This is a genomic window from Secundilactobacillus silagincola (genome assembly GCF_002583405.1).
GTDB classification, from domain to species: domain Bacteria; phylum Bacillota; class Bacilli; order Lactobacillales; family Lactobacillaceae; genus Secundilactobacillus; species Secundilactobacillus silagincola.
Genome location: NZ_BCMJ01000001.1, coordinates 138867 through 165178, shown reverse-complemented (window position 1 = coordinate 165178; position 26312 = coordinate 138867). Strand labels below are relative to the sequence as shown.

Sequence of the window (26312 nt, the reverse complement as noted above, 5' to 3'; positions counted from 1 at the left end):
CAATTTTCGCAAATTATCCCAAAATGAATTGAGATAATAAACTTTGGGAGAAAAATATGAAAATTGAATTACCGGATAAGGTAGCAGAACAGCTTAAAATCAAGGATAGCGAGGGTGTCAAAATCGAATTACGGAACCATGACGCCGTGATTACGACTGAAGCCAGTGAAATGTCGCTATTCCAACGGATATCACTTTGGTGGTATTTAGCACCAGCTTTAATCAGCGCGCTGGCGTTTAACGTTTTCTTTGCAATGAAAAATAGAAATCAAATTCCAATGTCAGGGAATACCTCACTTGGGACGACTGTGATTTTAGCGGGCGTCGTGATTGGGACATTGCTGTTTACCATCTTTTTTATTCGGGGGCGGCGAAGCCAAACGAATGATTTTTCCGCGACCATTTATTGGCGAAATTTCCCAGTAGTGATCCTATCGTTTGGATTGATCCTTGCTTTAGCGTTATTAGGGGTATTTTGGTTATTAGGAACGATTTTTAAAGGCGCAACGTTTGATCGACTGACCGCAACGATCATCTTCTTCATTTTTGAAAGTATGATCAATTACATCATGATCTACGCTGCAGTTTCTACTTCTTCACGAACCCTGATCCGGATTTTTATGTTGGTGATCATGAGCGGGGTAGTTATCGCTATGGCCACGAACAGTACTCGGAAGTGGTGGCAGTACAACCTGAGCTTTTTGGGGACCAAACTTGCTAACAATAGCTGGCAATTTAATATGACTCTGATGTTTTCGGCTTTGATCATGGTCGCTTTGATTGACTATATCTTCGTTTCAATTAATGCGAACCATCCTCGTTCCGTGCGCTTATTGATTTTACGCGTGCTCTTAACAGCCATGGCAATTGATATGGGAGCGGTGGGCTTTTTCCCGAATAACAGGGCTTCACACGATATTCATGACCATTTAGCGTCATTTCTGGTGTATTTCATCATTGTGTTAATCGTTGGTATTCGCTGGTTCTTGCCTAAAATACCGAAAGAATTTTTGCGGATGTCGTATACCGTTGGAGCCATCTTGGTGACGGCTGAGATCCTGTTTAAGTTTGTGGGCTACTTATCATTAACAGCGTACGAAATCATTGGCTTCACTCTGACTTTTGGCTGGGTACTTCTGTTGTTGGAACTATTACAAGAACAGATTGATACGGGGACACGGGTCTTTTATATTAAGCCCGAGAAGGATAAACACGACTAATTTTAATTTTTCAACTATACTTCTTGGTAATTGATATCTAAGTTATGTATTATAGGAATAGTCGAACCGAATGCCTTAAGAAATGAGGGGATTCCATTGAAGAATAGATCTAAGTGGTTGCTGGGTACTTTTGCCTTGATAACCACCATTGTGTTAGCTGGCTGCGGCAATAACAGTAGTCAGGGAAGTAAGAAGAGTATTGCGCTGATGCAGACGTCAGATTTAACGAGTTTGGATAATACGAATCAGGCAACTATGCCGGAGTTCAATACCCTGACGAATATCTCTGAAGGGTTGTATCGGTTGAATGCGAAGGACCAGCCCGTTCCTGCCATGGCGACCAAGATTGAGAAACCAACGGCCAAAGGGACTCAGTATACCTTCCATATTCGGAAAAATGCCAAGTGGAGTAATGGTGATCCCGTGACCGCCGCGGATTTTGAGTATTCTTGGAAACGGTCATTGAACCCAAAGAATAATCCGGTTTATACCTATATCTTCAGTGGTATCAAGAACGCGGATGCTATCATTGCCGGAAAGAAGTCGTACCAGACACTGGGGATTAAAGCGACTGGTGAAAAGACGTTGACCATTACGCTGGATCACCCAATGGCTTATTTCAATAAATTAGTCGCCATGCCAGTGTTCATGCCGCAAGATAAGAAGTTTGTGGAAAAGATTGGTACCAAGGCTTACGGGACATCTGCTAAAAATACCGTTTCAAACGGGGCGTTTAAGATTACCGGTTGGACGGGGACAAATTCGAAATACACGTTGGTAAAGAACAGTCATTATTGGGATAAGAGTGCCATTAAGCTGGATGAGATTAACTATCAGACGGTGAAGGATGCCAATACCGCACATAATTTGTTTACTAGTGGCAAATTAGATGACGCCACAATCTCTGGTGTTACCGCCAAGAGTCTGCAGAAAAACAAAGATCTTAAGCAGGTACCAAAGGCGTGGACTTATTATCTGCAGCTTAATCAGCGTAAGGGTCAGCCAATGGCTAATCAGAAATTGCGTGAAGCTGTTTCATTAGTAATCGACAAGCAGCAACTGGTCAGCAAAGTCCTTGCTGATGGTTCAACGCCTGCCAGCAGTTTTGTTAGTCCGGGTACGGCAACGGATCCAACGACTGGCCGGGATTTCAGTAAGGAAACCAGTACGACCTACAAGCCGAACGTGAAGAAGGCTCAGCAGTTGTGGGCTGAAGGCTTGAAGGAGACGGGTTCTAACGGCACGGTTAAAATGTCGATTATTGGCGATGATCAAGATGTGACTAAGAATGTGGCGCAATTTGTTCAAAGTCAGATTCAAGAAAACCTTAAGGGTGCCAAGGTTGATATCAGTAATTTACCGGATAAGGGGTTTGCGGATCGTAAAACCAACGGCCAGTTCACTATGAGTCAGTGGTACTGGTTGGCGGACTTCGCGGATCCGATTAACTACCTGGGTATTTTGACGTCAGGAAACACGATGAACCCTGGTCATTATAGCGATAAGACCTATGACAGCTTGGTTGATAAAGCCAAAGCGGCACCAACGCAAGCAAGTTATTGGAAGTACTTGCGGCAGGCAGAGAATCGGCTGCAGGACCAAACGGGAATTATCCCACTATATTATGTAAAAGAATCACACTTAGTAAATCCAAAACTGAGCGGCGTGGAGTATCATGTTGCGGGGTTTGCGGATTATACGAGGAGTTCGAAGTAGAGTGTGAACCAAGGCGTTAAGAGACCGAAACAGAACAGCACCCCACCATAAATCCCGAACTTGGATTTGTGGTGGGGTGCTGTTCTGTGCAGGTCTCTGCCTTGGAGAACACGTTTAGTCTAGATAAAATTAAAAAGCTTTGTCACCTAACTGTCCTAAAACTCACCCAACAACTTCTCCAGCATCGGATTTTGATTAACCTGATTATAAAGCGCCACGATGTCATAACTTTGAGGAAGCACGCTACTGATTGGCAAATACCGAATTTGACCGTCCGCACTGATACGGCGATGGTTGATCAATCCACCAGGATAAAAGGCGAATGCTTGATTGAGTGCCACTAAAATATCCATTTGTTCGGTACTTGTGACGCGGTGAATACGGCTGTAATCGTCTAAAAACGGCATACTAGCCATAAAGCTTTCCAATAAGAAAGTCGAGGTTTCGGGGCTGTAGTAGAGGATTGGCAGCGTGGAAAGGTCCTGAGCAGTTAAGGCAGAATGTTTGCTTAACGGGTTGAGCGTGCTGACTCCCATGACCATTTCATCAGTAAAAATAGTCCGAACGGTGAGGTTAGATTGAGGAGAAACAGCTGGCTGACCGTAACTAATGGATAGTGCTAAATCTAAGCTGCCATTTCTTACGCTTTCGGTCAGATGCTCGTTACTGCCTTCGCGGATGGTAAAAGAAAGCTTAGGATTCACTGTGAGTAGCGAGTAAAGCGCGTTTTGCAGTAGTTTTTTCTCAAATACGGAGAAGTATCCTACGCGCAACATTTGGTCTGATGAAATTGAACGGTGTAGGTCATTTAGTGCAGTCGTATAGTTATTCACAATGTCTTGTGCTGATGAAATGAAACGGTGACCCTCGGGAGTCAATGTCACTTTATTTTTTCCTCGGTGAAATAGTGTTACGTTGAGTTCGTCTTCTAGTTGTCTCATTTGTTTAGAAACTGCTCGCTGAGTAATGAAATTTTCGTCCGCAACTTGTTTAAAACTGCCGTACTGGGCGACTTTTAAAAAGGTTTTTAATCGGTTTAGGTCCATAGATTGCCTCCTTTTACTCATACTATTAGTTCGCCTGATGAACTAAACGGTTGTTTTCGATAACATATTCTACCACTATAATAACCTCATCGAAGTTTTATTCGAAGGCATAAGTTAGAAAGTCATGCTCAATAATAAACATAATGTGTGGAGGGATATTTAATGTCAATCAGTCAGAATGATCATTACGATGTTGTCGTTGTTGGTACGGGTGCTGCAGGAACTTCAGCCGCTTTGGAAGCCGCTCAACATGGTGCCAAGGTCCTTTTATTAGAAAAGGGCCGTCATACCGGTGGTAGCAGTAACTATACTGAAGGGTTGTTTGCCGTTGATTCTTATCTTCAAAAGGAGCAGGGCATTAAAGTTTCAGGTACGGATGTTCTTAAAGAAGAAGTTGAGTATTCAAAGTTTAAAGCTGATTCACGGATTTGGCGTAAATACATTGATAACAGTGCTGATACGGTTCAGTGGTTGAAAGACCAAGGCGTTGAGTACGAAGGCGTTCAAGCGATGGGTGCCGGTGAAGCAACTTGGCATATTTACAAAGGCATGGGTCAATCAGTTTTGCATGACGCATTGTTGCCAAAAGCTGAGAAGAACGGCGTTGAAATTTTGACGTTAACCACTGCAACGCAATTGCATACTGACGATAATGATGCAATCTGCGGTATCACCATTCAATCAGTGGAAACCAAAGAAACACAAGATATCTCAACTAGTGCAGTCATTTTGGCAACTGGCGGCTATTTGAACAATGCAAAAATGATGGCGGATTTAACACCTTATGATACGTCACGGTTGATCCCAGTTAGTTCTGGTAAAGGAACCGGTGACGGTCTGCGTTTAGGCTGGCAAACGGGTGCCAAGCATTATGGTACTGGCATGGCGATGTTATTCGGCGGTTATTTAAAGGATCCCGACGAACCGTCATTTAAGATGATGCCTTCACAAATGAACGCGGCAGCCGGCCAACAACCACTGCTTTGGGTCAATGAGAAGGGCGAACGATTTGTTGACGAATCCGTCGTTTACAACTTCTCGTATGCCGGTAACGCGATGTATACCCAAAATCAAGTTTACAGTGTGCTTGACCAAGGCGTCATTGACCGCATGATCAAAGACGGTAACTTCATGGGGTTGGGTGTTTACGTTAAGCGCGGTGAAAAAATGACCAAGCTTCAGGATGAACTGGACGCTGCGGTTGAAGCGAAGAAACCATTCATCTTTAAAGCTGACACTATTGAAGAATTAGCCGAAAAAATGGGTGTGCCAGTTGAAACCTTCACTAAGACTGTTAACACGTACAACAGCTATTGTGAAACTGGTGATGACCAACAATTTGGTAAGGATAGCGACTATTTAGTTAGCGTTAATCATGGGCCATATTATGGTTTCAAGCTAAACATTGGCGCCTTTTGTACCATGGGCGGTATGCAAGTCACAACGCAAAATGAAGTGATGAACGAAGATGGTGAAGCAATTAAAGGCCTCTATGCAGCGGGTAATGATGCCGCTGGTTTGACCGGTGATACGTACGGTCCTAATATGCCTGGTACCTGTGTAGGTTATGCCTTTTACTCGGGGAGAAATGCTGGGAAACACGCGGCAGAGAGTGTGAACCAAGGCGTTTAGAGATCGGAGCAGAACAGCACCCCACCATAAATCCCGAACTTGGATTTGTGGTGGGGTGCTGTTCTGTGCAGATCTCTGCTTTGGTGAACACGTTTAGTCTAGGTAAAAGTAAAGCACAAAATTCCAATTTGTAATCTATGCTGGTTCAAGGTGTACACACGTTAAAACAATATCATTGTGCTGCTATTTAATCGACTTAACAATCTACAGAATAAACCAGATTAAGTTACCAATATCGAGCAACAAACTCCCAGAAATTGATTTGTCAGCCTGAGTTAGGCGCTTTTACGTCAAAAGAAGGTTTACTTTGCCTTCAAACTTATCTAAGATAATACTCAGAAACTTTTAATTTTAGGAAGAAGGTCAATGAATGTGACCGATAAACATAAGGGTCTCGCTTTTGTCATCACCGGTACCACGTTATGGGGAATGTCCGGTGTTGGCGCACAATACTTATTTTCCCATCAGGCGGTTGAGCCAGGCTGGTTAGTAGGCGTCAGGTTGGCCATCGCAGGTATTTTACTGGTGATTTGGGGCACCGTCAGTAACTTTAAGGAACTAATTTCGATTTGGCAAAATCGATACGACGCGATAATGCTGATTATTTTTGCCATTTGTGGCATGATTCCGTCGCAGTTTTCTTACTTTATGGCAGTCAAATACGGCAACGCCCCAACAGCCACGATCCTGCAGTTCCTTGGACCCATTTTCATCATTGTTTATCTGGCACTAAGGCATTGGCGGCTACCACGACGGATCGATGTAATTTCCATGTTGATTGCGCTACTGGGCACTTATTTATTAGTTACCAAGGGTCGCTTAGACAGTCTTGAACTAGCACCAGCTGCAGTATTCTGGGGTGTCATGGCTGGGGTGGGACAAGCGCTGTATACCCTGATTCCCATTCGCCTGCTCAAAAAGTATGACGCTAAAATCGTCACCGGCTGGGCCATGTTGATTGGCGGTTTAGTCTTTATGCCGCATCTTATTACAACGCCGATTCCCAGACTAAGTGTATTAGAGTGGTCAGCTGTGTTGTTCGTGGCCACTTTTGGAACCATGTTTGCCTACTTGTTCTATTTAACGAGTTTGAATTACATTTTACCGGCAACTACGGGTATGCTCAGCTCCTTTGAACCCCTAACAGCCACGTTTTTATCCATCATCGTTTTACATACCGCCTTTGGCTTACCGGAAATGCTGGGTGGCGCCCTGATTTTAGCCACTGCCTTTTTACAAGGATTAGCCGTTAATAAGCCAACGCAGATCATCAAAAAAGCGTCTCACCAATGAGTGAGACGCTTTTTTCGTATTATTCCACGGTTACCGTCCAGCTGGCGCTTGGACAGTTTCAGTCGTTTCGGACGGCACCGTTTGTTTTTTTGACATTAATAGATTTAAGATGATCGCACTAATGGCAGCAATCGTAATTGGTAACCCTAGCAGATATTGCAGCATTTGTGGTGCTTCGCTAACAACTTTGGCAGGTAATAAGACCATCGCCATGGTCAAAACGATTGGCACACCGATGACATAAATGGCACTTTCGCCAGTCTTCAAGTAACGGACAACGTTCAGCCCGTTTAACATGATGATGACACAGATGATGGAATAGACACCACCAATGACGGGTGCGGGAACGGCAGCGAAGAAGGCTGACAATTTACCGCAGAAACCAAGGATGATAAACCAGAAACCAGCGGAGACGAAGACCCGTTTGCTGGCAACACCAGTAACGGAGATAACGCCGGCGTTAGTTGAGTAACCGGTCATCGGGGTGGCGCCCAGCAGAGCTGATAGCAAACAGCTGATACCTTCGCCAATGATCCCCATATTCCATTGTTTCTTAGTAATCTTTTCACCTGTAACGGCGCTCATAGCAAACCAAGTACCCGTTGTTTCAGTCGTTAACACTAAGTAGATGACCACAAACGTTAAAATAGCTGGAAGTGAAAAATGCAGTCCGTAATGTAATGACGTGAACTGGGGCAGGCTGAACCATGGTGCAGAGCTAACGGATGACCAGTCGAAGACGCCCATGGCGGTAGCAACTACCGAGCCAACGATCAAAGCAATAATGATTGAGCTGACTTTGAGGGCTTTTCTTAACTGTGGTACCCGCGAACTTAAAATAATAGCAATTAACATGGTAATACCTGTAGCACCGGCAATGATCATATTTGTATTGATGTTGCCGGATGCCTTAAAGATATTATCGTTCAAAGCGCCTGGTAGTAGTGATAAGCCCACACAAGTGATAATAGTTCCGCCAACGATGGCTGGAACTAACTTGGAAATGACTTTCTGAAAGACACCGGTAACGCCTAATGCCATGAGTAAAAATGACCCTACAACTAGCGAGCCTAAAACGGTTGCCATCCCGCCGTGTGCGCCACCGTTAGCTAAGTAAATCCCAGCAACGGCGCCCACGGGAACGAAGGATGGGCCTTGAGAAACGGGCAATTTTAGAAAGAATTTTGTCTGTAAAATTGTCCCGATACCGCAGGCGATGAAGGCAGCTTGTAAAAAGCCACTCTTTTGCGCTACAGACATCGATAGTAAACCGGCCATGATAATTGGTGCGACGTACACGTCCATTGCAAGCACGTGTTGCAAGCCCAAGAAACCAGCTTGCGTGTAAGGCACTTTATCGTCTGGTCCGTACAATAAGCCATTTTGATTGCGATCCATAATATTGGTTATTCTCCCTTTGAATTGACTTGAGTTCCTTGAACATCATCAACCGTCTGCTTAGTCGTTTGATATATCTGTTATGTCAAGATTGGCAACACTGTCAGGTGGAATAGAGGGTGGGCAGTGAAACCAGGTATAAGGCGGCTAAGTAGCCAAGTATGATTTTCCTCCTTGGCTTCTAGGTGTGGTTATTGAGCCATACCTAGTGAATATTCCGCTAAGTTTGCGACAAATGTAACCACCTCACTTTACTATTTAGTTTTATGAAAGCATTGGAAAGAACGAATGTTGACTATTAAACATTATGCATTATTCGCTTCAATACCTTGTGAGCTATTATAAGCACAATTTAACAGGGTTTCAATGGGATTTCACGAACATTTTAAACTTTAATCTTTGAACCGAGAATATTCATTGAAAAAAATTTTTTGTTAGCGGTTTCGTTACTGCTAGTAAGGATTTAAGCCCTTTTGCATAAAAATGATAAATAGTCGGTGCTTGAATAATTAATCATGTCAGGTTACAATACATGCTAATTAGAATTTAATAATCTAATTATATTTTAATGCATAGGAGGATTGCGCATGGACAAGACATCGACACGAACAGAAAAACAAATTGCTGCTAATATCTTAAAAGGGTCTTTAGGTAATATGATTGAATGGTTTGATTGGTACGTTTACGCTTCTTTCGCAATTTACTTTTCAGCTGCTTTTTTCCCGGCCGAAAATAAAACGGCGGAATTGTTGTCAACTGCCGCAGTTTTCGCGGTTGGGTTCTTGATGCGACCACTGGGGTCATTTGTGATGGGTCGTTTTGCGGATCGAAAAGGGCGCCGAGCAGCGCTGACACTATCCGTTACGATTATGGCGACAGGTTCTTTGATTATCGCTGTTACACCAACGTTTAAATCGATTGGTGTATGGTCACCGATCATTCTGGTTGCTACTCGGATGTTCCAAGGATTGTCACTTGGTGGTGAATACGGAACATCAGCCACTTATTTATCAGAAATGGCATCGCCAAAACGTCGTGGTTTTTATTCCTCATTCCAATATGTCACGTTAATTTCAGGTCAATTATTCGCATTGCTGGTTCAAATTGTGTTGCAAAACGTTTTGACTAACGCGCAGTTGTTTGCTTTTGGCTGGCGGATTCCGTTCGTAATCGGTGCCTTTGGAGCCGTGGGTGTGCTATGGCTGCGACTTTCCATGGAAGAATCCGATCAATTTGAAGCTAGAAACAAAAATAGTAAGAAAGCTGGTACTTTAACGCTTCTGGCCAAGTATCCCAAGCAGTTCTTTACGGTTGTTGGGTTGACTTTTGGTGGGACAATTGCCTTTTACGCCTACACTACGTATCTGCAAAAGTTCATGATCAACACCACTGGACTCAATACTCGGGTAGTTTCAGTTATCAACTTCTTTGCCTTGTTGATTATGTTGATCCTGCAACCAATCTTCGGTCATTTATCAGATAAAATTGGTCGTAAACCATTACTGTTATGGTTTGGGATTGGCGGCACGGTATTTACCGTACCAATCTTCAGTTTGTTAGCGCACGTTCATTCGCCATGGGCAGCCTTCTTCTTGATGTTAGCTGGGGTCGTGATCGTTTCTGGTTATACTTCAATTAACGCCATCGTTAAGGCTGAACTGTTCCCAACTGAAATTCGGGCGTTGGGCGTTGGCTTCCCATATGGGCTGACCGTGGCACTCTTCGGTGGGACCGTTGAATACGTTGCTCTCTGGTTACGTTCAGTTAACATGGAATCGTTGTTCTTCTGGTACGTTGCGCTGGCATCCTTGGTTTCGTTGGTGGTTTACTGGCACATGCTGGAAACATCCACTGCTTCGGAAATCAACGTGGACAGTGTACCGGCTACGTCTGCTAATCCAGCGGTTAAGAATGGTGAGGCGGTTCAATAGGATTGTGTTGATCAATGTTAGATAGCCGAATCGTGTTTCGCAACACTGACTCCGGCCAATGTAAATAAATTTTTGAGTCAACATAGCCGAATCGTGTTCAGCAACACTGACTCCGGCCGTATAGGCAATAAAAAATGAGTATTCCAAGTGCAGGAATACCCATTTTTTATTGCCTATACTCTGGAGTCAACCCGTGTTGCTTCACACACTAACAAAAAAGTCCCACGAATAGATTTCGTGGGACCCTCTCTTAAGTATCAGCTATTTAACTGAAGTCTCCGTAGCTGATGCTTTAAGACTTATTCCGTAACTCAAAGCATCACCCCCTTTTTTGATTGAGGCTATAATACAATGATATTGATTGAATGTCAACTACTTATTTTGCGGTAATGGTAGCGCTTATTTATGCGCTTGATTAATCGAATTCTTCGTACTCGTTTGGATCCTGATTTGTGGTTCTGCCATCCGGTTTATTTAGCGAATTAATGGCCTGAATTTCGTCGTCAGTCAGCTTAAAGTCGAAAATATCGAGATTTTGTCGCTGATGAACCAAACTGCTGGACTTAGGAATTGGAACGATTCCCCGTTGCGTGTGCCAGCGGAGAATAATTTGACCCGCGTTTTTATTGTACTTCTTGGCTAATTTTAAAATCACGGGTTCTTTGAGTGAGTTGCTGCCACGACCCAGTGGACTCCACGCTTCAGTAGCGATGCCCCGATCCTTGTCAGCTTGGACGTTGGCTTCGTTGATCCAGTAAGGGTGAATTTCAATCTGGTTAACAGCAGGGGTGACGCCGGTTTCTTTAATCAAACGATCCAGATGTTCCGGCATGAAGTTGGAAACACCGATGGTATGGATCAAACCGAGCTTTTGCGCAGTGATCATGGCCCGCCAAGCTTCCACGTAATGGTCGCGCTTTGGTAGCGGCCAGTGAATCAGGAATAAATCAAAGTAATCTAATCCCATTCGGGCTAACGACTCTGTGATAGCATCCAGCGCGTCATCATAACGGTGATACTTACCCGGTAATTTAGAAGTCACGAAGAACTGGCTGCGTGGAATACCACTTTGACGAATCGCTTTACCCACGATACCTTCATTATCGTAATTAGTCGCACTATCAAGTGACCGGTAGCCGTCGTGAATTGCTGACAGAATCTGGTCAACACCTTGAGCACCGCGAATTTGATACGTTCCCAGCCCCAGCATGGGTAGCTGGTGACCATCATTTAGTAAAATGTTTGGAATTGTCATCGATGTTCCCCCTTATATATTCATTATCTTAATTATAGCGGTTAGAGCCGACTATAAGTCAAATAAGATGGCACATAATGCCGTTTTAAATATTGACCCGTTAGTCATTGACTTACTGGTCAATAGAGAATATACTCTGGGTGAAATTTCGGATTAGCCTAACTGATGGCAATCAATAAGGAGGGGTTAGTTATGGCACAGACAGTCGTGAGCATTAATCATTTGCAGAAATTCTTTGGTAAATTTCAGGCATTAAAAGACGTTACTTTTGACGTTAATCCGGGGGAAGTATTTGGCTTTATTGGGCCAAATGGTGCTGGTAAATCCACTACGATTCGGGTGCTGCTCGGCATCCTAAAAGCCAGCGGTGGTCAGGCAACGATTTTTAACGAGGACGTGTGGCAGCAGGCCGTTGCCATTCACAATCGCATCGCTTACGTGCCGGGGGATGTCTATCTGTGGCCTAACTTGACTGGTGGTGAGATGATTGACTTTCTTTTAAAATTAAACCATCAAAAGCGTACCGCGAAGACGGATGAACTTATTCAGGAATTTGAGTTAGACACTAAGAAAAAATCACGTTCCTACTCCAAAGGTAACCGGCAAAAGGTGGCGTTGATTGCGGCATTATCTACGGATGCTGACCTATATATTTTTGATGAACCCACTAGCGGACTAGATCCTTTAATGGAGGAGGTCTTTCAAAAACATGTGTTAGCTTTAAAACATCAGGGTAAGAGCGTACTGCTTTCAAGCCACATTTTGTCCGAGGTTGAACGGATGTGTGATCGAATTGGAATTATTCGAGCTGGTGAGATTGTGGAAACTGGTACTTTGGATCAGATGCGTCAGCTGACCCGGACGCAAGTGGTTGTTCAAACCAAGCAGGAACTGGCAGGTATCGAGACATTAGCGGGCGTTCACACTTTCAAAGCAGATGAGCAGATTGCCAATAAAGCAGTCTTCGCCGTTAATACGGCACAAATTGGTGCAGTCATGGCGGAATTGGTCAAGCGTGAAATTGTGACATTGCAAACCACTCCGCCGACCTTGGAAGACTTGTTTATCCGCTATTACAACACGGAGGGGACTGAGGGACATGAAAAGTAATCAGACGGTTCAAACTGGGTATCTGACACGGATGTATCTCAGACATGACCGGTTCGCCATTACGATTTGGTTGTTAGGAATTGTAGTGATGGTCGCTGCCGGTGCCAGTAAAATTATTGGTTTGAGTGGCGATGATAAGCAGGTCGCCTCATTGGCAACCGCGTTGGATACGCCGTCCATGGCGGCTTTATTCGGTCCTTTTACTGCGGTAAAGCCCTATACGACGGCTGCCATTTTTGCGGCTTCTATGATGGTCTTTACTGGATTATTAATGGCCATCATGAACATCTTCTTTGCCGTGCGGAATACGCGGACACAGGAGGATAACGGTGTGTTAGAAATGGTTCGTGCTCACAGTGTCGGCCGGCAAAGCCCGCTATTGGCAACGATTTATGAACTGTTGATCATTAATGTGGCTGCTGGTTTACTTTCAGCAGCAACTCTGCAAGCAATCAATATGGATGGTGCTGGTACTGCAGGAAACTGGTTATTTGGGATTGGAATTGCTTCTTTGGGAATGATGTTCGGTAGTTTTACGCTATTTTGCGCCCAGTTGGCTAGTAATTCCCGGGGTGCCACGACCATGAGTTATAGTTTGCTTGGTCTGTTGTACCTTTTGAGGGCGATGACGGACGTTCAAAATGTAAAATATACTTGGTGGACAGTTTTCGGCTGGGTGGAAAAAATTGATCCGTACGGTGAAAATCGCGTATCACCAGTGCTATATATGCTGGGACTAGCCGTTGTGGTCCTGGTTATCACATTGGCTGTCAGCTCAGAGCGGGATTTGGGTTCCGGCCTATTGCCTGATCGACCGGGTCGCAGTCACGCTAGTGCATTATTGGCTGGTCCGGTGACGTTGGTTTTTCGGCTAGAACGAACCAGTATGCTGGCGTGGTTTGTTGGTCTTGCTGTGTACGGCGTCAGCATGGGAACCTTGTTCGATACTATTGGTGACATGATGACAAATAGTCCCATGATTGCCAAAATACTGGGTCCTGATGCAGCGACAGCAGTAGGTCGAACTACAACCTTGCAGTTTGCAGCTATGATGAGCGTGATGATGGCCATTGGTGCCAGTGTACCGGCGATTGCTACCATGCTGCGACTTAACAGTGATGAACGGAAGGGTTGGCTAGAATCAATCCATGCCCGCAGTGTTTCTCGGTTCCATTTATTCAGTGCCTATACCTTAGTGGGACTAGTGACTGGTCTGTTGACGCTGTTCGCCGGTACGTTTAGCATGGCACTTGGCGGCCAGGGAGCAAAGCATGCATTTGCGATAAGTCGGCTGATGCGCTCGTTTTGGGCTTTTTCACCAGCAGTCCTGGTGGTAATTGGCATGGTTGCTGTGTTGATAGGATTATTGCCTAGGTATCAGCAAATCGCCTGGGTCATCCCAATCTACGCCATATTGTCGATTTACCTTGGTGGACTACTGGATTTTCCGGAATGGACGAAGCAGTTAACGCCCTTTGGTTGGATCAATAAAGTACCGTTGAAGGCGGTTCAGTGGGATCAAGCCGGTTGGCTGGTTCTCCTGAGCATCGTATTAATATTAGTGGGTTACGGCCTATATCAACGCCGAGATTTGGTTGAAAATTAGAGGGGGAATAGATGCATGTTTGAAATGAATCCCGATGTTCCAAAGGATCCAGAAAAAGTTGAGCGAATCCTAGTCAGCGCGACGAAAATTTTTGCTAAAAACGGTTATCTACAGGCTAAAACGGCTGATATTGCAAAGAATGCTGAGGTCTCAAAGGGAATTGTCTTCCGCTACTTTGGTGACAAAGGCCACCTCTATTTGGCCACCGTAACGGATGTGATTAAACGGCTGACAGACCAAGCTGATTTTAGCGTTTGGACTGACGCCAAGGATCTTGGAGATATGATTGAGCGGGCTGTCCGCTATAAGATTGAACTGCAACTGGAGTACCCCGATGAATTTCGATTGTCGGTACAATCATTCGGTGAAATGAATGTGCTGCCAGCAGAAATTCAACCGGCAATGCGTGCTCTGTGGCAACAGCAGACCACCACGTCGCTGACAACCTTAGAGGAACCGGTGCTGGACCGTATGAAGTTACGGCCAGGAGTCGATAAAACCATCTTGAAAAAGTTATTGAGTGCTATCGGAACCACGGTTTTTACGGATGCTGAAGCGTTTATGAGGCAGCATCCAGACGCGAAGATTGAGGACTTTGAACCGATTATCAAGCAGATTCAGGCGGAGTATGAGATTTTGGAGTATGGATTTGCGGCTAAATAAAAAACAGGCCGGAAGCAAATATGCTTTCGACCTGTCTTTATTTTAGTTTGCTGGTGCTACCTTAGTTCTGAAATTATGGGTGAGATGCGGCCAAATATACTTGTCAGCTGCGGCGATAATGAAGCCGTTGCAGATGATGGAGAATAAGGTCGCCAGATTGATCGAGTCAATTCTGCCGGTTGGAAAGTAAGCAATGGCGCAAACAAGCAGCGGTGGCAGAAAGTCCAATAGTTGAGAAGCCGTGGCATTGCCCTTTAAATACATGAAACGCAAGATGTTGGTCGTGTCATCGTTCGGGTGCATGACGATGTTTGCCCGCTGGTAGAGTGAGATACCAACACAGAACAATGCGATTCCTGTACAGCTCAAGATTAGCCGTAAGATGATCGGTGCAGTGTTGACACCAATTGAGTCAAACCAGCCAACGAAGTACTGAACGAAGGTCCCAAAGAACATGACGAACAAGATCTCGCCAAAGAATCGTTTGGCATCCCAGTGATGAATCAGGAGCTGGTTAGTAATGGCGTTGATCACACCGATGCAAAATAAGAGCACACCAAGGCTGATACCCGTCCAATTATGTAAATTAACCGCGGAAGCTGACCAAACGCCGCTTCCCATGTTACCGGCAATCGATAGGGCATTGCCAAAAGCATTGAAAAGGAGACCAGCGATTAAGCCGATCCACCGTTCTTTCATCGTATTTTTCACATTCTCCGCCTCACTTCTTGATTAGTTTAGCATACTAGGCGGAAAATGTAATATACCAGGTTAAATTAACGGTTATTTAACGCGTTAATTTGTTAAGGATGTGGCTTACTTGTGAAATGTTGCTGGATTTCTTCCACAACAAGCACAAACCAAAGTGCTAAGGTAAGGATTAATAAATTCTGTGAAAGGTTTGTAAAGGATTGTTGGTAGATGGAAAATCCTGTAATCAAACTTAGAATGGCTGCGACACCGACCCACCACCAGCGTACCTTTGACCAGCGAGTCCGTGAATCAGTTTCATCGGCTGATTTGGCGAGATTGCTGATGTGCACAATCACGGCCATGTTGAGTACTCCCATAAGTAAGACCAGTGCCTTCATGATTTGTACGGATGGCGTGAAGACAATGATGAGTAAAAAGAGGATATCAATTGCGACAGTCAATTTTCTGGTGGGTTTAATTTCTGCCATGACGTCTTGCTTCTTCAAATAGTTTTTCATTCCTTCATCTTCCTTCAACATTGTATCCAATGACATATCGTAGAAATCGCTTAATCGAATCAGGCTATCGATATCAGGATAGCTTTTACCGGTTTCCCAGCTAGAAATCGTTTGTCGCGAAACGTTTAATGATTCCGCCACATCTTGCTGAGTGATGTGATGATCTTTTCGAGTCTTTTGCAGTCGTTTCCCAAATAGCATATTTGAATGCCCTCCTTATTCGTCTTTAAAGTTACCTGAGTTTGACAAAAAATACTAGCTAAGTTTCTTAGCATTACTGATATGGTGCGGATTAAGGCATGTTAGCAGGTGACTTAAATTTGAATTAACTAAATTGATTTAACCTCGACAGAAAAATAATAAGTTCAAACCTGCTGTTAATACTGAGACAACAGTATTCGTAGATGCTAATAGTGACGAAAAATAAAGATAAAAATTAAAAAATAATGAAATAAGCTTGACAGTTTCTAATCATAGAGCCATACTATTCACCAGTTATTAAATACGAAGCAAGCGACAAGATGAGTAAGTCATGCGTAGTCTTTAGAGAGTTATCGTTTGGTGAAAGATAACGGCAACGCGTTGCTGAATATGGTCTTGATAATCGCTCTACTGCTGAACCGATTGGCTAGGTAGTGGCGGGAACTCCCGTTATAGAGTTAGGGTATGCACTGATAGCAGTAAGTACTGAACCGCCGTTAGTTAGTACCCGATGAGGAATATTTCCGCGAGGGGTATTCGAACTAAGGTGGTAGCACGATTTAATCGTCCTTTTATTTAGAGATAAATAGAGGGGCGATTTTTTTGTACCGCTTGTGGACAGCACCTCAGCTTCGTTGTTAACAGATTAAAATTACAAATAATATAAAAGGAGATTTTTGATTATGGCTAAAGTTGAAAGTTTTACATTGGATCACACAAAGGTAAAGGCACCATACGTTCGTTTGATTACTGAGGAACACGGGGCAAAGGGCGACACCATCAGCAACTACGATTTACGGTTAGTTCAACCTAACGAAAACGCCATTCCAACAGCGGGCCTGCATACCATTGAACACCTATTGGCTGGCTTGCTACGTGACCGACTTGACGGTGTGATTGATTGTTCACCATTTGGCTGCCGGACTGGTTTTCATTTGATTACCTGGGGCACTCATTCCACTACGGAAGTTGCTGAAGCCCTGAAAGGGTCATTGGATGACATTGCCAACAAGATTGAATGGAAAGACGTACAGGGAACTGACAAGTACAGTTGCGGTAACTACCGCGACCACTCACTGTTCTCAGCTAAGCAGTGGTCTCGCGATATTCTAGAAAAGGGTATCAGCGACGATCCATTCGAACGTCACACGGTCTAGGTTAATAAGGGGGTGCCAGGATGGCAAAACTAGCAATTGTAACGGGTTCAGGACAAGGTATCGGTGAAGGAATCGCACATCGTCTAGCGAAGGATGGTTACGCGATTGCCGTGGCTGATATCAATGACACAACGGCCGCAAAGGTGGCTCAAGATCTGCAGAATGAAGGCTATAGTGCCAAAGCTTACCACGTGGATGTGGCACATCGTGACGAGGTGTTTGCCTTGGTTGACGCAGCGACTAACGATTTAGGGGAATTGGCCGTGTACGTTAACAATGCGGGGATCGCCTTCATTGATAGTTTTGTGGATTCGGACCCAGAAGATGTTGAACGGTTACTGGATGTGAATTTGAAGGGGACTTACTGGGGCATTCAAGCTGCTGGTAAGAAGTTCAAGGAACAGGCCCATGGTGGCCGAATCGTTAACGCTGCTTCTCTGGCAGGTTACGAAGCATCAGCCTTACAAAGTGCCTATTCTGCTTCAAAGTTTGGCATTCGTGGATTGACTCAGTCTGCTGCCAAGGAATTTGCTAAGGATAAGATTACCGTGAACGCCTATAATCCAGGTATCGTTCGTACCAAGATGCGTGATGCTATCGATAAAAAGACGGCGGCAATCAAACACGAGACAATCCAGAAGCAACAGGAAGATTGCTTATCAGAAATCGCTATTGGAAGGGAAGCCACTCCAGCGGATGTAGCGGAAGTGGTCGCCTGGTTTGTGAGTCCTGGCGCCGGTTATATTACGGGACAGAGTTTACAAGTTGATGGCGGGATGAGGTTTCACTAGAGAGTGTGAAACGGGGCGTTTAGAGACCTACATGTAACTGGGACCCGCCAAAAATCCCGGTTTTGGATTTATGGTGGGTCCCAGTTACATGTAGGTCTCTGCCCCGTTGAACACGTTTAAGCTAGGTAAAGTCAAAGAGCCATAAAAGTTTAAACAAAATACGTTAATTTTCTAGACAGCTAATTACCACTCGAATCCAGGTGGTAATTAGCTGTCTAGTTTCGTCTATTTCCGAGTTGGTTTATCAGTACTAATAGTACTTCACAATCTCATTAATTTGGTTAACTATATATTGCACTTTAGGTAGAATCATTTCGCTCGTAAATCCCTATACCACATGGGGTTAGATGAAAATTTGTTTTTAATCTAAAAAAGAATACGTACTGAACCTTTTTCACAATATGTGACACTTTCAAACCAAATGTAACTAAATATGTCTTAGAAAGCGATTACAATATAACCGTTAAATCAAATAAAGTTTGATGGAGGTATTCACTATGATTTTAGTAACTTCTGCAGCTGGTCATTCTGGTTCAGCAATGGTGAAAGGGTTAGTAGATGCTGGCTATGATGTGATTGCGTCAGACATTAACCCTAAAGTTAAGGACTTACCAGGAATCAAAAAAGCAATGGTTGGCGATTTGACCGACGTTGATTTTCAAAAAGAACTGATTGATAGCTGTGATCAGATTGTTTACGTGCCACCGCTGTTCAATGCCCAAGAAGAATATATTGGTAAAGCAATGATTGATTTGGCTGTTAAAGCACATTTGAAGCAGTTCGTATTTGTTTCAGTTATTCACCCAATTTTGACAACGTTGTTACAACACGTTGATAAGCGAAACATTGAGGAACATTTACTGTACACTGCGATGAATGAAGACCTGCCATATACGATCTTGCAACCAACCCACTACATGCATAACTTTACGCCAAAGGAAATCATGAAGAATGGTGAGTATAAGATGTTCTTCTTTTTGGACAAGAAGAGTGTTGCCTGGGTTGATGAAGCAGATGTTGCTGAGGTCTGTGCCAAAGTGGTTGGCGATCCTCAAAAGTATAATAAAGCAGATCTGGAATTAGTAGGAACTGAACGTCTGACACTGAACGAGTGTATGGATATTTTTAATGAAGTTACGGGTAAAGACTACAAAGCTATTTACCAACCAATTGATGAATGGCTCGATGATCTTGGTGCCAAGGACTTGTACTTCCGTGAAGGGTTCAAACACTTAGCTAACACTTATAATAACTGGGGATTAGACGGAAATACCAGTGTGCTTGAATGGCAACTGGGTCGTAAACCAACGACGTTCCATGAATACCTCAAACGGGAATTGAATCTTTAAAAGTCCCGAAATGCATACAATGATTTAAACCTCTGATTTAAATTTCAGAGGTTTTTTGTGACGGAGTTAATTAGAGAGAGTAAAATTGATTTTGTAGAGATTAAACCGGAAAGAAGCAGGCTAAATGACCGTTCAATTAAAATCTGCAAAGCCGTCACGACAGATGTATCTCAAATCAGAATCACATCCACAATTGCACTATAAATACGTACTTGGGTCAACCACCAAAGTTAAGCACCCACTAGTTGAACCTCAGGAGCAAGCCAGTGTAGAAACACGTACTGGTAAGAAGAAAAAGCGTTCTTGGTGGGTTACTATAGGGACAGGCTATCTATTCTTAAAACTTGGTATTTGGGTGTGGCCGTACATCGAGTCGTGGGTGATAGCTCTGGGAATGCTATTCTTCATGTTATTGGGGTTGTTCTTACTGTACCTATTCTGTGTATGGCTCGACAACAAAACAGGTGGTGGCGGTGGCTACTCGGGTGACCCGTATGATGATAGTTACGATGCTGGCTGGTTCGATTCGTGGGCGTTTCATAATGATGATCATAACGATGATAATCTGTATTAGAGAGTGTGAAATAAGTCAAAATCAGTGAGCAAAATAGACTAACTTAAAATTAATACTTCATAGATAATAAAATGGCTCTATCTCTAATAAATACCGAGATAGAGCCATTTTGTTCATAATAGTTAGACAGAAATCTAACTTGCTTGCTGTACCTCACAATGGTGTTGTACTCAAAGTCAGCTACTTAGTTAAAAAATCAGGCGCCATAAATTCAGGATTCGGCCAGTGATAAAAGCCTTCACCAGTAGTTGGTCCCAATTTGTTTGCATCAATCCGTTCCTTCATCTTCTTAGCAACTAACCGTAAATCATCGTTATCAGTGGCTTCAGCTTCGGTCACAACAATGTTGTAATGCGTCTTCATACCGATAGCATCTAAGACAGCAAATGGTCCCACTTGAACGCCTAAATCAATCATCCACGTTTTATCAATCGTGGTTGGCTCTGCGACACCTTTAGCCCACAGAACTAAAGCTGAATTTAGCCACGGAATCAGCATCGAGTTTAGCACATATCTTGGCTGTTCCTTTTTCAGTGGGATTGGAACCATGCCAATGGTTTTGGCAAAATCAACGACTTGATCAAACACATCTGTTGAAGTTTCAGGCGAGCCCATAACTTCAGCAGTATTGCGACTCCAAATCTGGTTCGCAAAATGAATGTGTAAGTAACGTTCTGGTCGACCAGTAAAATCTTTTAACTGACTAGGTAATAGGGTTGATGAATTGCTGGCAAAAATTGTTTTTGCTGGGGCAACTTTAGCTAATGATTCATAAAACGTTTTCTTGATATCTAATTTTTCTGGAATGGCTTCAATGACTAAGTCTGCATTCTTAGCAGCAGTAGCTAAATCAGTTGTATAACTCAGCTGTTGGAGTCCTTTTTCAAAATCTTTATCGGTAATCTTCAAATCGCGCTGATAAGCTGTTTTTAACTGTTCAATATGTTTCTTTGCAGTTTTCATCGCATCATCGTTAATATCGTAAAGGACCACTTTTAGGCCTTTAAAGGCAGTTTGATAAGCAATTTGGCTACCAAGAACTCCGCCGCCAATTACAGTAACATTCTTAATTGTCATAATTAATCCCTCCAGATTTTATAGGTTATCTAAAGGGTATAAAATTTCTGCTTGTGCGTAAATACACAATAATCCTTTTCTTGAATTCTTGTGATAAAATCATCTTTGGTATCTGGTATGACCAGTACAAGGAGGCAATATGATGAAATTCAAACCGATTGAAGCACCTAGCGCTACAGAATTATTAGTCACACAAATCAAGAATGCTATTATCACAGGACAATTAAAGCCAGGTGATAAGTTACCTCATGAACGTGAATTGGCACATCAAATGAATGTCAGCCGATCCGTCATTAATAGTGGTTTAAACCGATTACAGCAGCTTCACTTCATCCATATTCGTCCGCGCCAAGGTGCGTTTGTTGCTGACTATCACAGTGAAGGTAACCTAGAAACACTCAATCAAGTGGTTGATTTTGATGGGGGTTATTATCAGACTTCATTGCTTCAATCGATTTACGAATTTCGTCTTGTTACTGAGGAAAACATCGTGACCTTGGCAGCACAAAGGCAAGATAAGCCCAGTTTGAAATTAGCTAAGCAAGCCCTGGATCAATTTAAACAAGCAGTCAACGTTCAAGAATGGTCTGCTGCAACTTTCAACTTTTTTCATGCTCTCGCGTTAGCTTCCCAAAATCAAGTTTATCCGCTGATTATTAATAGCTTCCGGCCAATGTATCTAAAATTGGCGGAATGGAATAGTAAGGATGGTGGCAATTCTGAGATTATTCAGCGTAATCAAGATTTGCTGGAGGCTATTAGTCAGGGCAACGTTAAACTGGCCGTTGACCTTGATCACGCTTTGATTGAATGGAGCTTTCGAGATCTCATGCGGGCTTAATTCCATAAGACTAGTTTACTTAATAGAACATAAAAAAGTGTGGTTCATGTGTACCAGATTTGTTAAGTAAATAGCTAAAGTACTACAACTTCTTTAATTTTCAAATCATGTAACAAATGGTATCGAGGCAGAGCTGCCACTCAGAATAAGTACCATTTCAAAACTGGTTTTTGGAACCATTAATTGAATAAACTACTGGCGAGCTACTTTAAATGAGTAGCCCTTTTTTTGGCTTTTTTTATTTGTATTTGTCAGCAAGCGTTCGCCAGTCCACATAAGCGGAAGCCTCATCGCTCAGCAGATCAGCGATGGACAATTGGCTCAAGGTTTCTTTGTATTTAGCCTCGGCACGTTCAAACTGTAGGCTGACCTGGTCGAATTTTTGATCAAATGCAGCCTGATCAAGCCGCAGTACTTGATCGCGCAAGTTATTCCAAGAGGCAAACGACTCGTCGCCTTCAATTGCAGTAAAAATATCCAGCAGCGAAATCTCGCTAGTTGGCCGTGCTAAGGTGATTCCACCGGTTTTGCTGGCATCAGTAGCAACGATGCCATGTACGGCCAGCTGATGTGTAATTTTATGCAGATAAGAATCAGACACTTGTAGGATTCGACTAAGCAGTTTACTTTTTAGTGGCTGTTGATCCTTTTGACGCGCTAGGATTACTACCACGTAGATTGCTTGTTCTACTCCAATTTTAAATTTCATGTTATACCTCCTACGGCCAGTCAGCCGGTCATAATAGTCTGTAAAACAACTTTAAAACTAGTCTCGCCTAGATGCAAACAGCACCGTCAAACCAAAAAAGCTTGTCTTTGATAAGCTATCAAATTTTTTGATTATTAGTTGACTTTCTCGGAGCAAGTTGTAAAATAGCTTTAATCTTTGGACAATGATTATCTATAGATAAAAGGAGATTTTAAATATGACAGACGACTCAACTATTGTTGATAAAAAAGTATCAGAATTAGCACGCTTGACACCTCAGCTCAGCCGAGCAATCACTAACACTGGTAAAGAACTGAACGATAACGCAATCATCGGCGACCGCCAGTGGGCAATGAATACCCTGGCAATGCTGATTGGCATGGGCGATATGGACGGTCAGCTTCAAGTTTATACCAAGGCTGCCCAGCAAGCCGGCGCAACAGATGATGAGATTCAAGATGTGATCAATTTAGCTAGCATTTATGCTGGCAATCCCCGCGCTGTTAACGCCACCCGGTTAATTGCGCCTTACCTGCAAAGTGAGCAGCAACGCTTACGGCCAAACGTCACTGAAGAATTAGTAAACGTTGGCGATCATGAAACGATGGTTTGGGACAACCACGGTGAAGGCTTCCCTATCGTCTTGATTCACTGCCTGGCACTGGATCACCGTACTTGGCGTGAAGTTTATCCCCAACTGGCTAAGACTGGTGCGCGGGTCATCGCGTATGATATTCGTGGTCACGGTTGGGCTCGCAATGCGCCAGTCACTACGAGTTTGGATCAATTAGCTGATGATTTGCACAAGTTGTTGGGTAAACTCGGTATCAAAAAAGCGGATATTTACGGCGCTTCATACGGCGGTGCAGTTGCACAGGCCTTGGCTGCCGACTATCCCGAAGACATACGCTCATTAGCTTTAATTGCCACTGGACTTAAAGGATTCCCAGTGTTGGCTGCTCGGGCTGATGCTGCTGAAAAAGAGGGTATGGAAGCACAAGTAGCGGTATCCTTGATTCGCTGGTTCACACCTGAAACCATCGCTCGAAACCCTTGGGAAGTCCGCTACGGTCGCGAGTGTGTTCGTCATATTAGCGTGGCTAACTGGGCCGCAGCTTGGCGTGCAATGGCCGCAGGTGATGCAACGGAAACCGCACCGAACATCAAAGTGCCAGTATTGGCTTTAGGCGGTAAACAGGATGCCTCTGCGGTTCCTGCCCTCATGCAGCAAATGGCAAATGCCTATCCAAATTCTAAGCTAGTCACCTTGGACCCCGGTACCCATATGATGCCGATGGAACAACCACAGGCTGTCTCTGATGCGTTAGCCGCATTTTACCAATCAGTTGATGCCCAAACTTTTAAAAAGGATGAAAAATAGTGACCCAAAGACAATACTTTGTGGTGACTTACACCCATGATAATATCGTTGGCTGGACCAAGTATGTGCTGGCTCATGTGAAATATCTCAAAGAACAAATTAAAATCGGTAACTTAGTAGTTTCCGGCCCCAGTCAGGGTAATCACAAGCGCCAGGCAATTTTGATTTTTCATGTAGCAGACCGTGATGCTTTGATGACCATTATCAAGCAAGATCCGTACTATATCCATGACTTGATAACTTCGATGACCATTACGCCATGGAAGCCACAGTTTGGCGATTTAGATGAAAGCAATTTTGAATGAAGTTACCAACAACAGTTGTCAAAGAACCGTCATTTACTGGATTTGAGAAAAACATCATCAAACTAAAAAAGGGAGTGCTGTTTAAATCAGCACTCCCTTTGCGTAACGACTAAACTAATTCCGTATGATCACCAGTGGATTTATCATCCTTATCTGGTGCCTTATCCTTCTTTTCGTCGCTCCACATATCTTTAATGTCTTTTTCAATCTTATCTTCTGTGTCAGGATGCTTTTCCAAATAATCAATCACGTTTGGTTGACCTTGGCCAAGCCGTTCCTTCTGATAGGAATACCATGAACCGGATTTTTGAACAATGTCGTTATCCACCGCAATAGTCAGCAGGTCACCCGCATGAGAAAGGCCCTTGCCAAAGAAGTTTTGGACTTCGACCTGTTTAAATGGCGGGGCAACCTTGTTCTTGGTGACCTTGATTTTGACGTTGGTCCCAATGATGTCCTGACCCTCTTTGATGTTGTCGCGACGACGAATATCTAGGCGAATGGTCGAGTAGAATTTTAGTGCACGGCCACCGGGAGTGACTTCGGGACTACCGAACATCACACCAACTTTTTCACGAATTTGGTTGATGAATAGTAAGGTAGTTTGGGTTTGATTAGCTAAACTCGTGAGGCCACGCAATGATTGTGACATCAAACGGGCCTGTAAACCAACGTGATTATCGCCAATTTCGCCGTCAATTTCAGCCTTTGGTAGCATCGCGGCAACGGAATCGAAGACAATCATATCCACAGCACCACTTTTAACTAGTTCGTTAGCGATGTTGAAGCCATCCTCGGCAGTACCGGGCTGTGATAACAGCAGTGAATCCAGATCAACACCGAGATTCTTAGCGTAAGCTGGATCCAAAGCGTTTTCGAAATCAATGTAGGCCACAATGCCGTTTTCTTTTTGGAGTGCGGCAACTGCTGTTAGCGCCAAAGTCGTTTTCCCAGATGATTCGGGTCCATAGAGTTCCATGATGCGACCATACGGATAGCCGCCACCAATGGCGTGATCTAGTGAAAGTAAGCCTGACGAGAAGCGTTTAATGTCTAGGTTGGGTTTATCGCCCATGCGCATCAACGCGCCCTTACCAAATTTTTTGTCGATTTGTTTTAATGTTTCGTCCAACGCTTGTTTACGTTCTTTTGCATCGGTCCGTTGTGCTGAATGACCGGGTTCGAATAATTGTAGAGCCATACGGCAATCCCCCTTTATTTCGAACATACGTTCTAAACTATATTACTATTGTAGTCTTATTTGCTAAATAAACAAAGCGAAAGAGAAGAATTGATGACGATTGTTTCATGTGAAACAACTGAGCGGTTATTGAACCTACATAATGGAAGTAATTTTAAACAAAAATCGTCCGCACAGCCACAACGTGCTGCAGGACGATTATTTTGTAGAAAATCATATACTAATTAAGATGTAGCCGCAGACAACGCCCAAAGCAATGACCATGTTGAGCTTGTCCAACTGATGCCCTCGCTGGTAGTAACGTTTGCACTGCTTATAAAGGGGTTCATCATCCTGTGAAAGCTGTTTATCATCCTTAGCCATGAACAGCTTGAATTGAGCGACTGCACGGTTTTGACGATTAACTTTGCCAAACATCATGATGATGGTGACACCGATGACGATGAGCACCAGGATGAACAGCCAGCTGGAGGTAGATGCGGAGATGAGGTCTCTGCCACCAATCAGGCCGTTTACCACTGTTGCGCCAAGAGCCACAACGAAGATAACGGTGTTAAATATTTCTGTCCACCAATACGAACGCAAATATCGATGATAATAGGTTAATTCTTTTTGCATAGCATTAAGTCCTTTTTAATGAAGGTT

The 26312-nt window shown here is 43.6% G+C and carries 24 protein-coding genes and 1 other annotated feature; of the genes, 15 read left to right on the top strand and 9 right to left on the bottom strand.

All coding sequences use genetic code 11. The features are described from left to right. The first annotated feature begins 56 nt into the window (after positions 1-56). Both CES82_RS00630 and CES82_RS00625 read left to right on the top strand, forming a co-directional pair. Positions 57-1220, top strand: coding sequence for a hypothetical protein (locus CES82_RS00630; RefSeq protein WP_098823386.1), 1164 nt, complete (start codon positions 57-59; stop codon positions 1218-1220). Positions 1221-1316: 96 nt separating this feature from the next. Next, positions 1317-2936 (top strand): peptide ABC transporter substrate-binding protein, encoded by a 1620-nt coding sequence (locus CES82_RS00625; RefSeq protein WP_225364797.1) that lies wholly within the window; start codon positions 1317-1319, stop codon positions 2934-2936. A 155-nt stretch (positions 2937-3091) separates the two neighbouring features. On the opposite strand, the gene CES82_RS00620 is transcribed toward CES82_RS00625, so the two are convergent. After that, positions 3092-3982, bottom strand: a complete 891-nt coding sequence (locus CES82_RS00620) for a LysR family transcriptional regulator (RefSeq protein ID WP_098823385.1) — start codon at positions 3980-3982, stop codon at positions 3092-3094. A gap of 162 nt (positions 3983-4144) precedes the next feature. Here CES82_RS00620 and vprA point away from each other — a divergent pair, with 162 nt between their 5' ends. Together vprA and CES82_RS00610 are read left to right on the top strand one after the other, a co-directional pair. Continuing rightward, positions 4145-5614 carry a vinyl phenol reductase gene (gene vprA / locus CES82_RS00615; protein ID WP_098823384.1) on the top strand — a complete coding sequence of 490 codons (1470 nt, stop codon included), beginning with the start codon at positions 4145-4147 and terminating at the stop codon, positions 5612-5614. A 366-nt stretch (positions 5615-5980) separates the two neighbouring features. Continuing rightward, on the top strand, positions 5981-6907 hold the full coding sequence (locus CES82_RS00610) for an EamA family transporter (RefSeq protein WP_098823383.1): 927 nt from the start codon (positions 5981-5983) through the stop codon (positions 6905-6907). 30 nt (positions 6908-6937) lie between these two features. Here CES82_RS00610 and CES82_RS00605 read toward each other — a convergent pair whose 3' ends face one another. Continuing rightward, positions 6938-8305 carry a uracil-xanthine permease family protein gene (locus tag CES82_RS00605; protein WP_098823382.1) on the bottom strand — a complete coding sequence of 456 codons (1368 nt, stop codon included), beginning with the start codon at positions 8303-8305 and terminating at the stop codon, positions 6938-6940. A 587-nt stretch (positions 8306-8892) separates the two neighbouring features. On the opposite strand from CES82_RS00605, the gene CES82_RS00600 reads away from it, so the two are divergent. Next, a complete protein-coding gene (locus CES82_RS00600; RefSeq protein WP_098823381.1) occupies positions 8893-10236 on the top strand; it encodes an MFS transporter in 1344 nt (447 codons plus the stop codon). Positions 10237-10651: 415 nt separating this feature from the next. Here CES82_RS00600 and CES82_RS00595 read toward each other — a convergent pair whose 3' ends face one another. Further along, positions 10652-11491 (bottom strand): aldo/keto reductase, encoded by an 840-nt coding sequence (locus tag CES82_RS00595; RefSeq protein WP_098823380.1) that lies wholly within the window; start codon positions 11489-11491, stop codon positions 10652-10654. Between the two features lie 192 nt (positions 11492-11683). Here CES82_RS00595 and CES82_RS00590 point away from each other — a divergent pair, with 192 nt between their 5' ends. The 3 genes from CES82_RS00590 to CES82_RS00580 are packed head-to-tail and all read left to right on the top strand — an operon-like array spanning position 11684 to position 14870. After that, positions 11684-12601 (top strand): ABC transporter ATP-binding protein, encoded by a 918-nt coding sequence (locus CES82_RS00590; protein WP_098823379.1) that lies wholly within the window; start codon positions 11684-11686, stop codon positions 12599-12601. Beyond that, positions 12591-14207: an ABC transporter permease gene (locus tag CES82_RS00585; protein ID WP_098823378.1), complete on the top strand. Its 1617-nt coding sequence runs from the start codon at positions 12591-12593 to the stop codon at positions 14205-14207. Before CES82_RS00590 ends, CES82_RS00585 begins: the two co-directional genes overlap by 11 nt. Positions 14208-14222: 15 nt before the next feature. Beyond that, positions 14223-14870 (top strand): TetR/AcrR family transcriptional regulator, encoded by a 648-nt coding sequence (locus tag CES82_RS00580; RefSeq protein ID WP_098823377.1) that lies wholly within the window; start codon positions 14223-14225, stop codon positions 14868-14870. 42 nt (positions 14871-14912) lie between these two features. Here the strand turns inward: CES82_RS00580 and CES82_RS00575 are convergent, their stop codons facing one another. Further along, positions 14913-15569, bottom strand: coding sequence for a DUF6198 family protein (locus CES82_RS00575; protein ID WP_098823615.1), 657 nt, complete (start codon positions 15567-15569; stop codon positions 14913-14915). 104 nt (positions 15570-15673) lie between these two features. Continuing rightward, positions 15674-16282 carry a helix-turn-helix domain-containing protein gene (locus CES82_RS00570; protein ID WP_098823376.1) on the bottom strand — a complete coding sequence of 203 codons (609 nt, stop codon included), beginning with the start codon at positions 16280-16282 and terminating at the stop codon, positions 15674-15676. 306 nt (positions 16283-16588) lie between these two features. Continuing rightward, positions 16589-16857, top strand: a binding site (T-box leader). Positions 16858-16965: 108 nt separating this feature from the next. On the opposite strand from CES82_RS00570, the gene CES82_RS00565 reads away from it, so the two are divergent. From CES82_RS00565 to CES82_RS00550, 4 genes are all read left to right on the top strand, one after another. Further along, positions 16966-17439 (top strand): S-ribosylhomocysteine lyase, encoded by a 474-nt coding sequence (locus tag CES82_RS00565; RefSeq protein ID WP_098823375.1) that lies wholly within the window; start codon positions 16966-16968, stop codon positions 17437-17439. A gap of 20 nt (positions 17440-17459) precedes the next feature. Further along, positions 17460-18230 carry an acetoin reductase gene (locus tag CES82_RS00560; protein WP_098823374.1) on the top strand — a complete coding sequence of 257 codons (771 nt, stop codon included), beginning with the start codon at positions 17460-17462 and terminating at the stop codon, positions 18228-18230. A gap of 497 nt (positions 18231-18727) precedes the next feature. Then, complete coding sequence (locus tag CES82_RS00555; RefSeq protein WP_098823373.1) at positions 18728-19579, top strand: NmrA family NAD(P)-binding protein; 852 nt, start codon at positions 18728-18730, stop codon at positions 19577-19579. A gap of 124 nt (positions 19580-19703) precedes the next feature. Further along, a complete protein-coding gene (locus CES82_RS00550; protein ID WP_098823372.1) occupies positions 19704-20153 on the top strand; it encodes a hypothetical protein in 450 nt (149 codons plus the stop codon). Positions 20154-20333: 180 nt separating this feature from the next. Here CES82_RS00550 and CES82_RS00545 read toward each other — a convergent pair whose 3' ends face one another. Then, positions 20334-21230 carry a 3-hydroxyacyl-CoA dehydrogenase gene (locus CES82_RS00545; protein WP_098823371.1) on the bottom strand — a complete coding sequence of 299 codons (897 nt, stop codon included), beginning with the start codon at positions 21228-21230 and terminating at the stop codon, positions 20334-20336. A 142-nt stretch (positions 21231-21372) separates the two neighbouring features. Between CES82_RS00545 and CES82_RS00540 the strand changes: the two genes are divergently transcribed. Beyond that, positions 21373-22071 carry a FadR/GntR family transcriptional regulator gene (locus CES82_RS00540; protein WP_180245615.1) on the top strand — a complete coding sequence of 233 codons (699 nt, stop codon included), beginning with the start codon at positions 21373-21375 and terminating at the stop codon, positions 22069-22071. A 238-nt stretch (positions 22072-22309) separates the two neighbouring features. Here CES82_RS00540 and CES82_RS00535 read toward each other — a convergent pair whose 3' ends face one another. Then, the gene (locus CES82_RS00535; RefSeq protein ID WP_098823369.1) at positions 22310-22780 is read right to left on the bottom strand and encodes an RrF2 family transcriptional regulator; all 471 of its coding nucleotides are present in this window, start codon (positions 22778-22780) and stop codon (positions 22310-22312) included. A 217-nt stretch (positions 22781-22997) separates the two neighbouring features. On the opposite strand from CES82_RS00535, the gene CES82_RS00530 reads away from it, so the two are divergent. Further along, positions 22998-24161, top strand: a complete 1164-nt coding sequence (locus CES82_RS00530) for an alpha/beta hydrolase (protein ID WP_098823368.1) — start codon at positions 22998-23000, stop codon at positions 24159-24161. Continuing rightward, positions 24161-24466 carry a YciI family protein gene (locus CES82_RS00525; RefSeq protein WP_180245614.1) on the top strand — a complete coding sequence of 102 codons (306 nt, stop codon included), beginning with the start codon at positions 24161-24163 and terminating at the stop codon, positions 24464-24466. Before CES82_RS00530 ends, CES82_RS00525 begins: the two co-directional genes overlap by 1 nt. A 109-nt stretch (positions 24467-24575) precedes the next feature. Here the strand turns inward: CES82_RS00525 and recA are convergent, their stop codons facing one another. After that, positions 24576-25667, bottom strand: a complete 1092-nt coding sequence (recA, locus tag CES82_RS00520; RefSeq protein ID WP_225364796.1) for a recombinase RecA — start codon at positions 25665-25667, stop codon at positions 24576-24578. 213 nt (positions 25668-25880) lie between these two features. Further along, positions 25881-26285 carry a hypothetical protein gene (locus CES82_RS00515; RefSeq protein ID WP_098823365.1) on the bottom strand — a complete coding sequence of 135 codons (405 nt, stop codon included), beginning with the start codon at positions 26283-26285 and terminating at the stop codon, positions 25881-25883. Positions 26286-26312 lie beyond the last annotated feature (27 nt).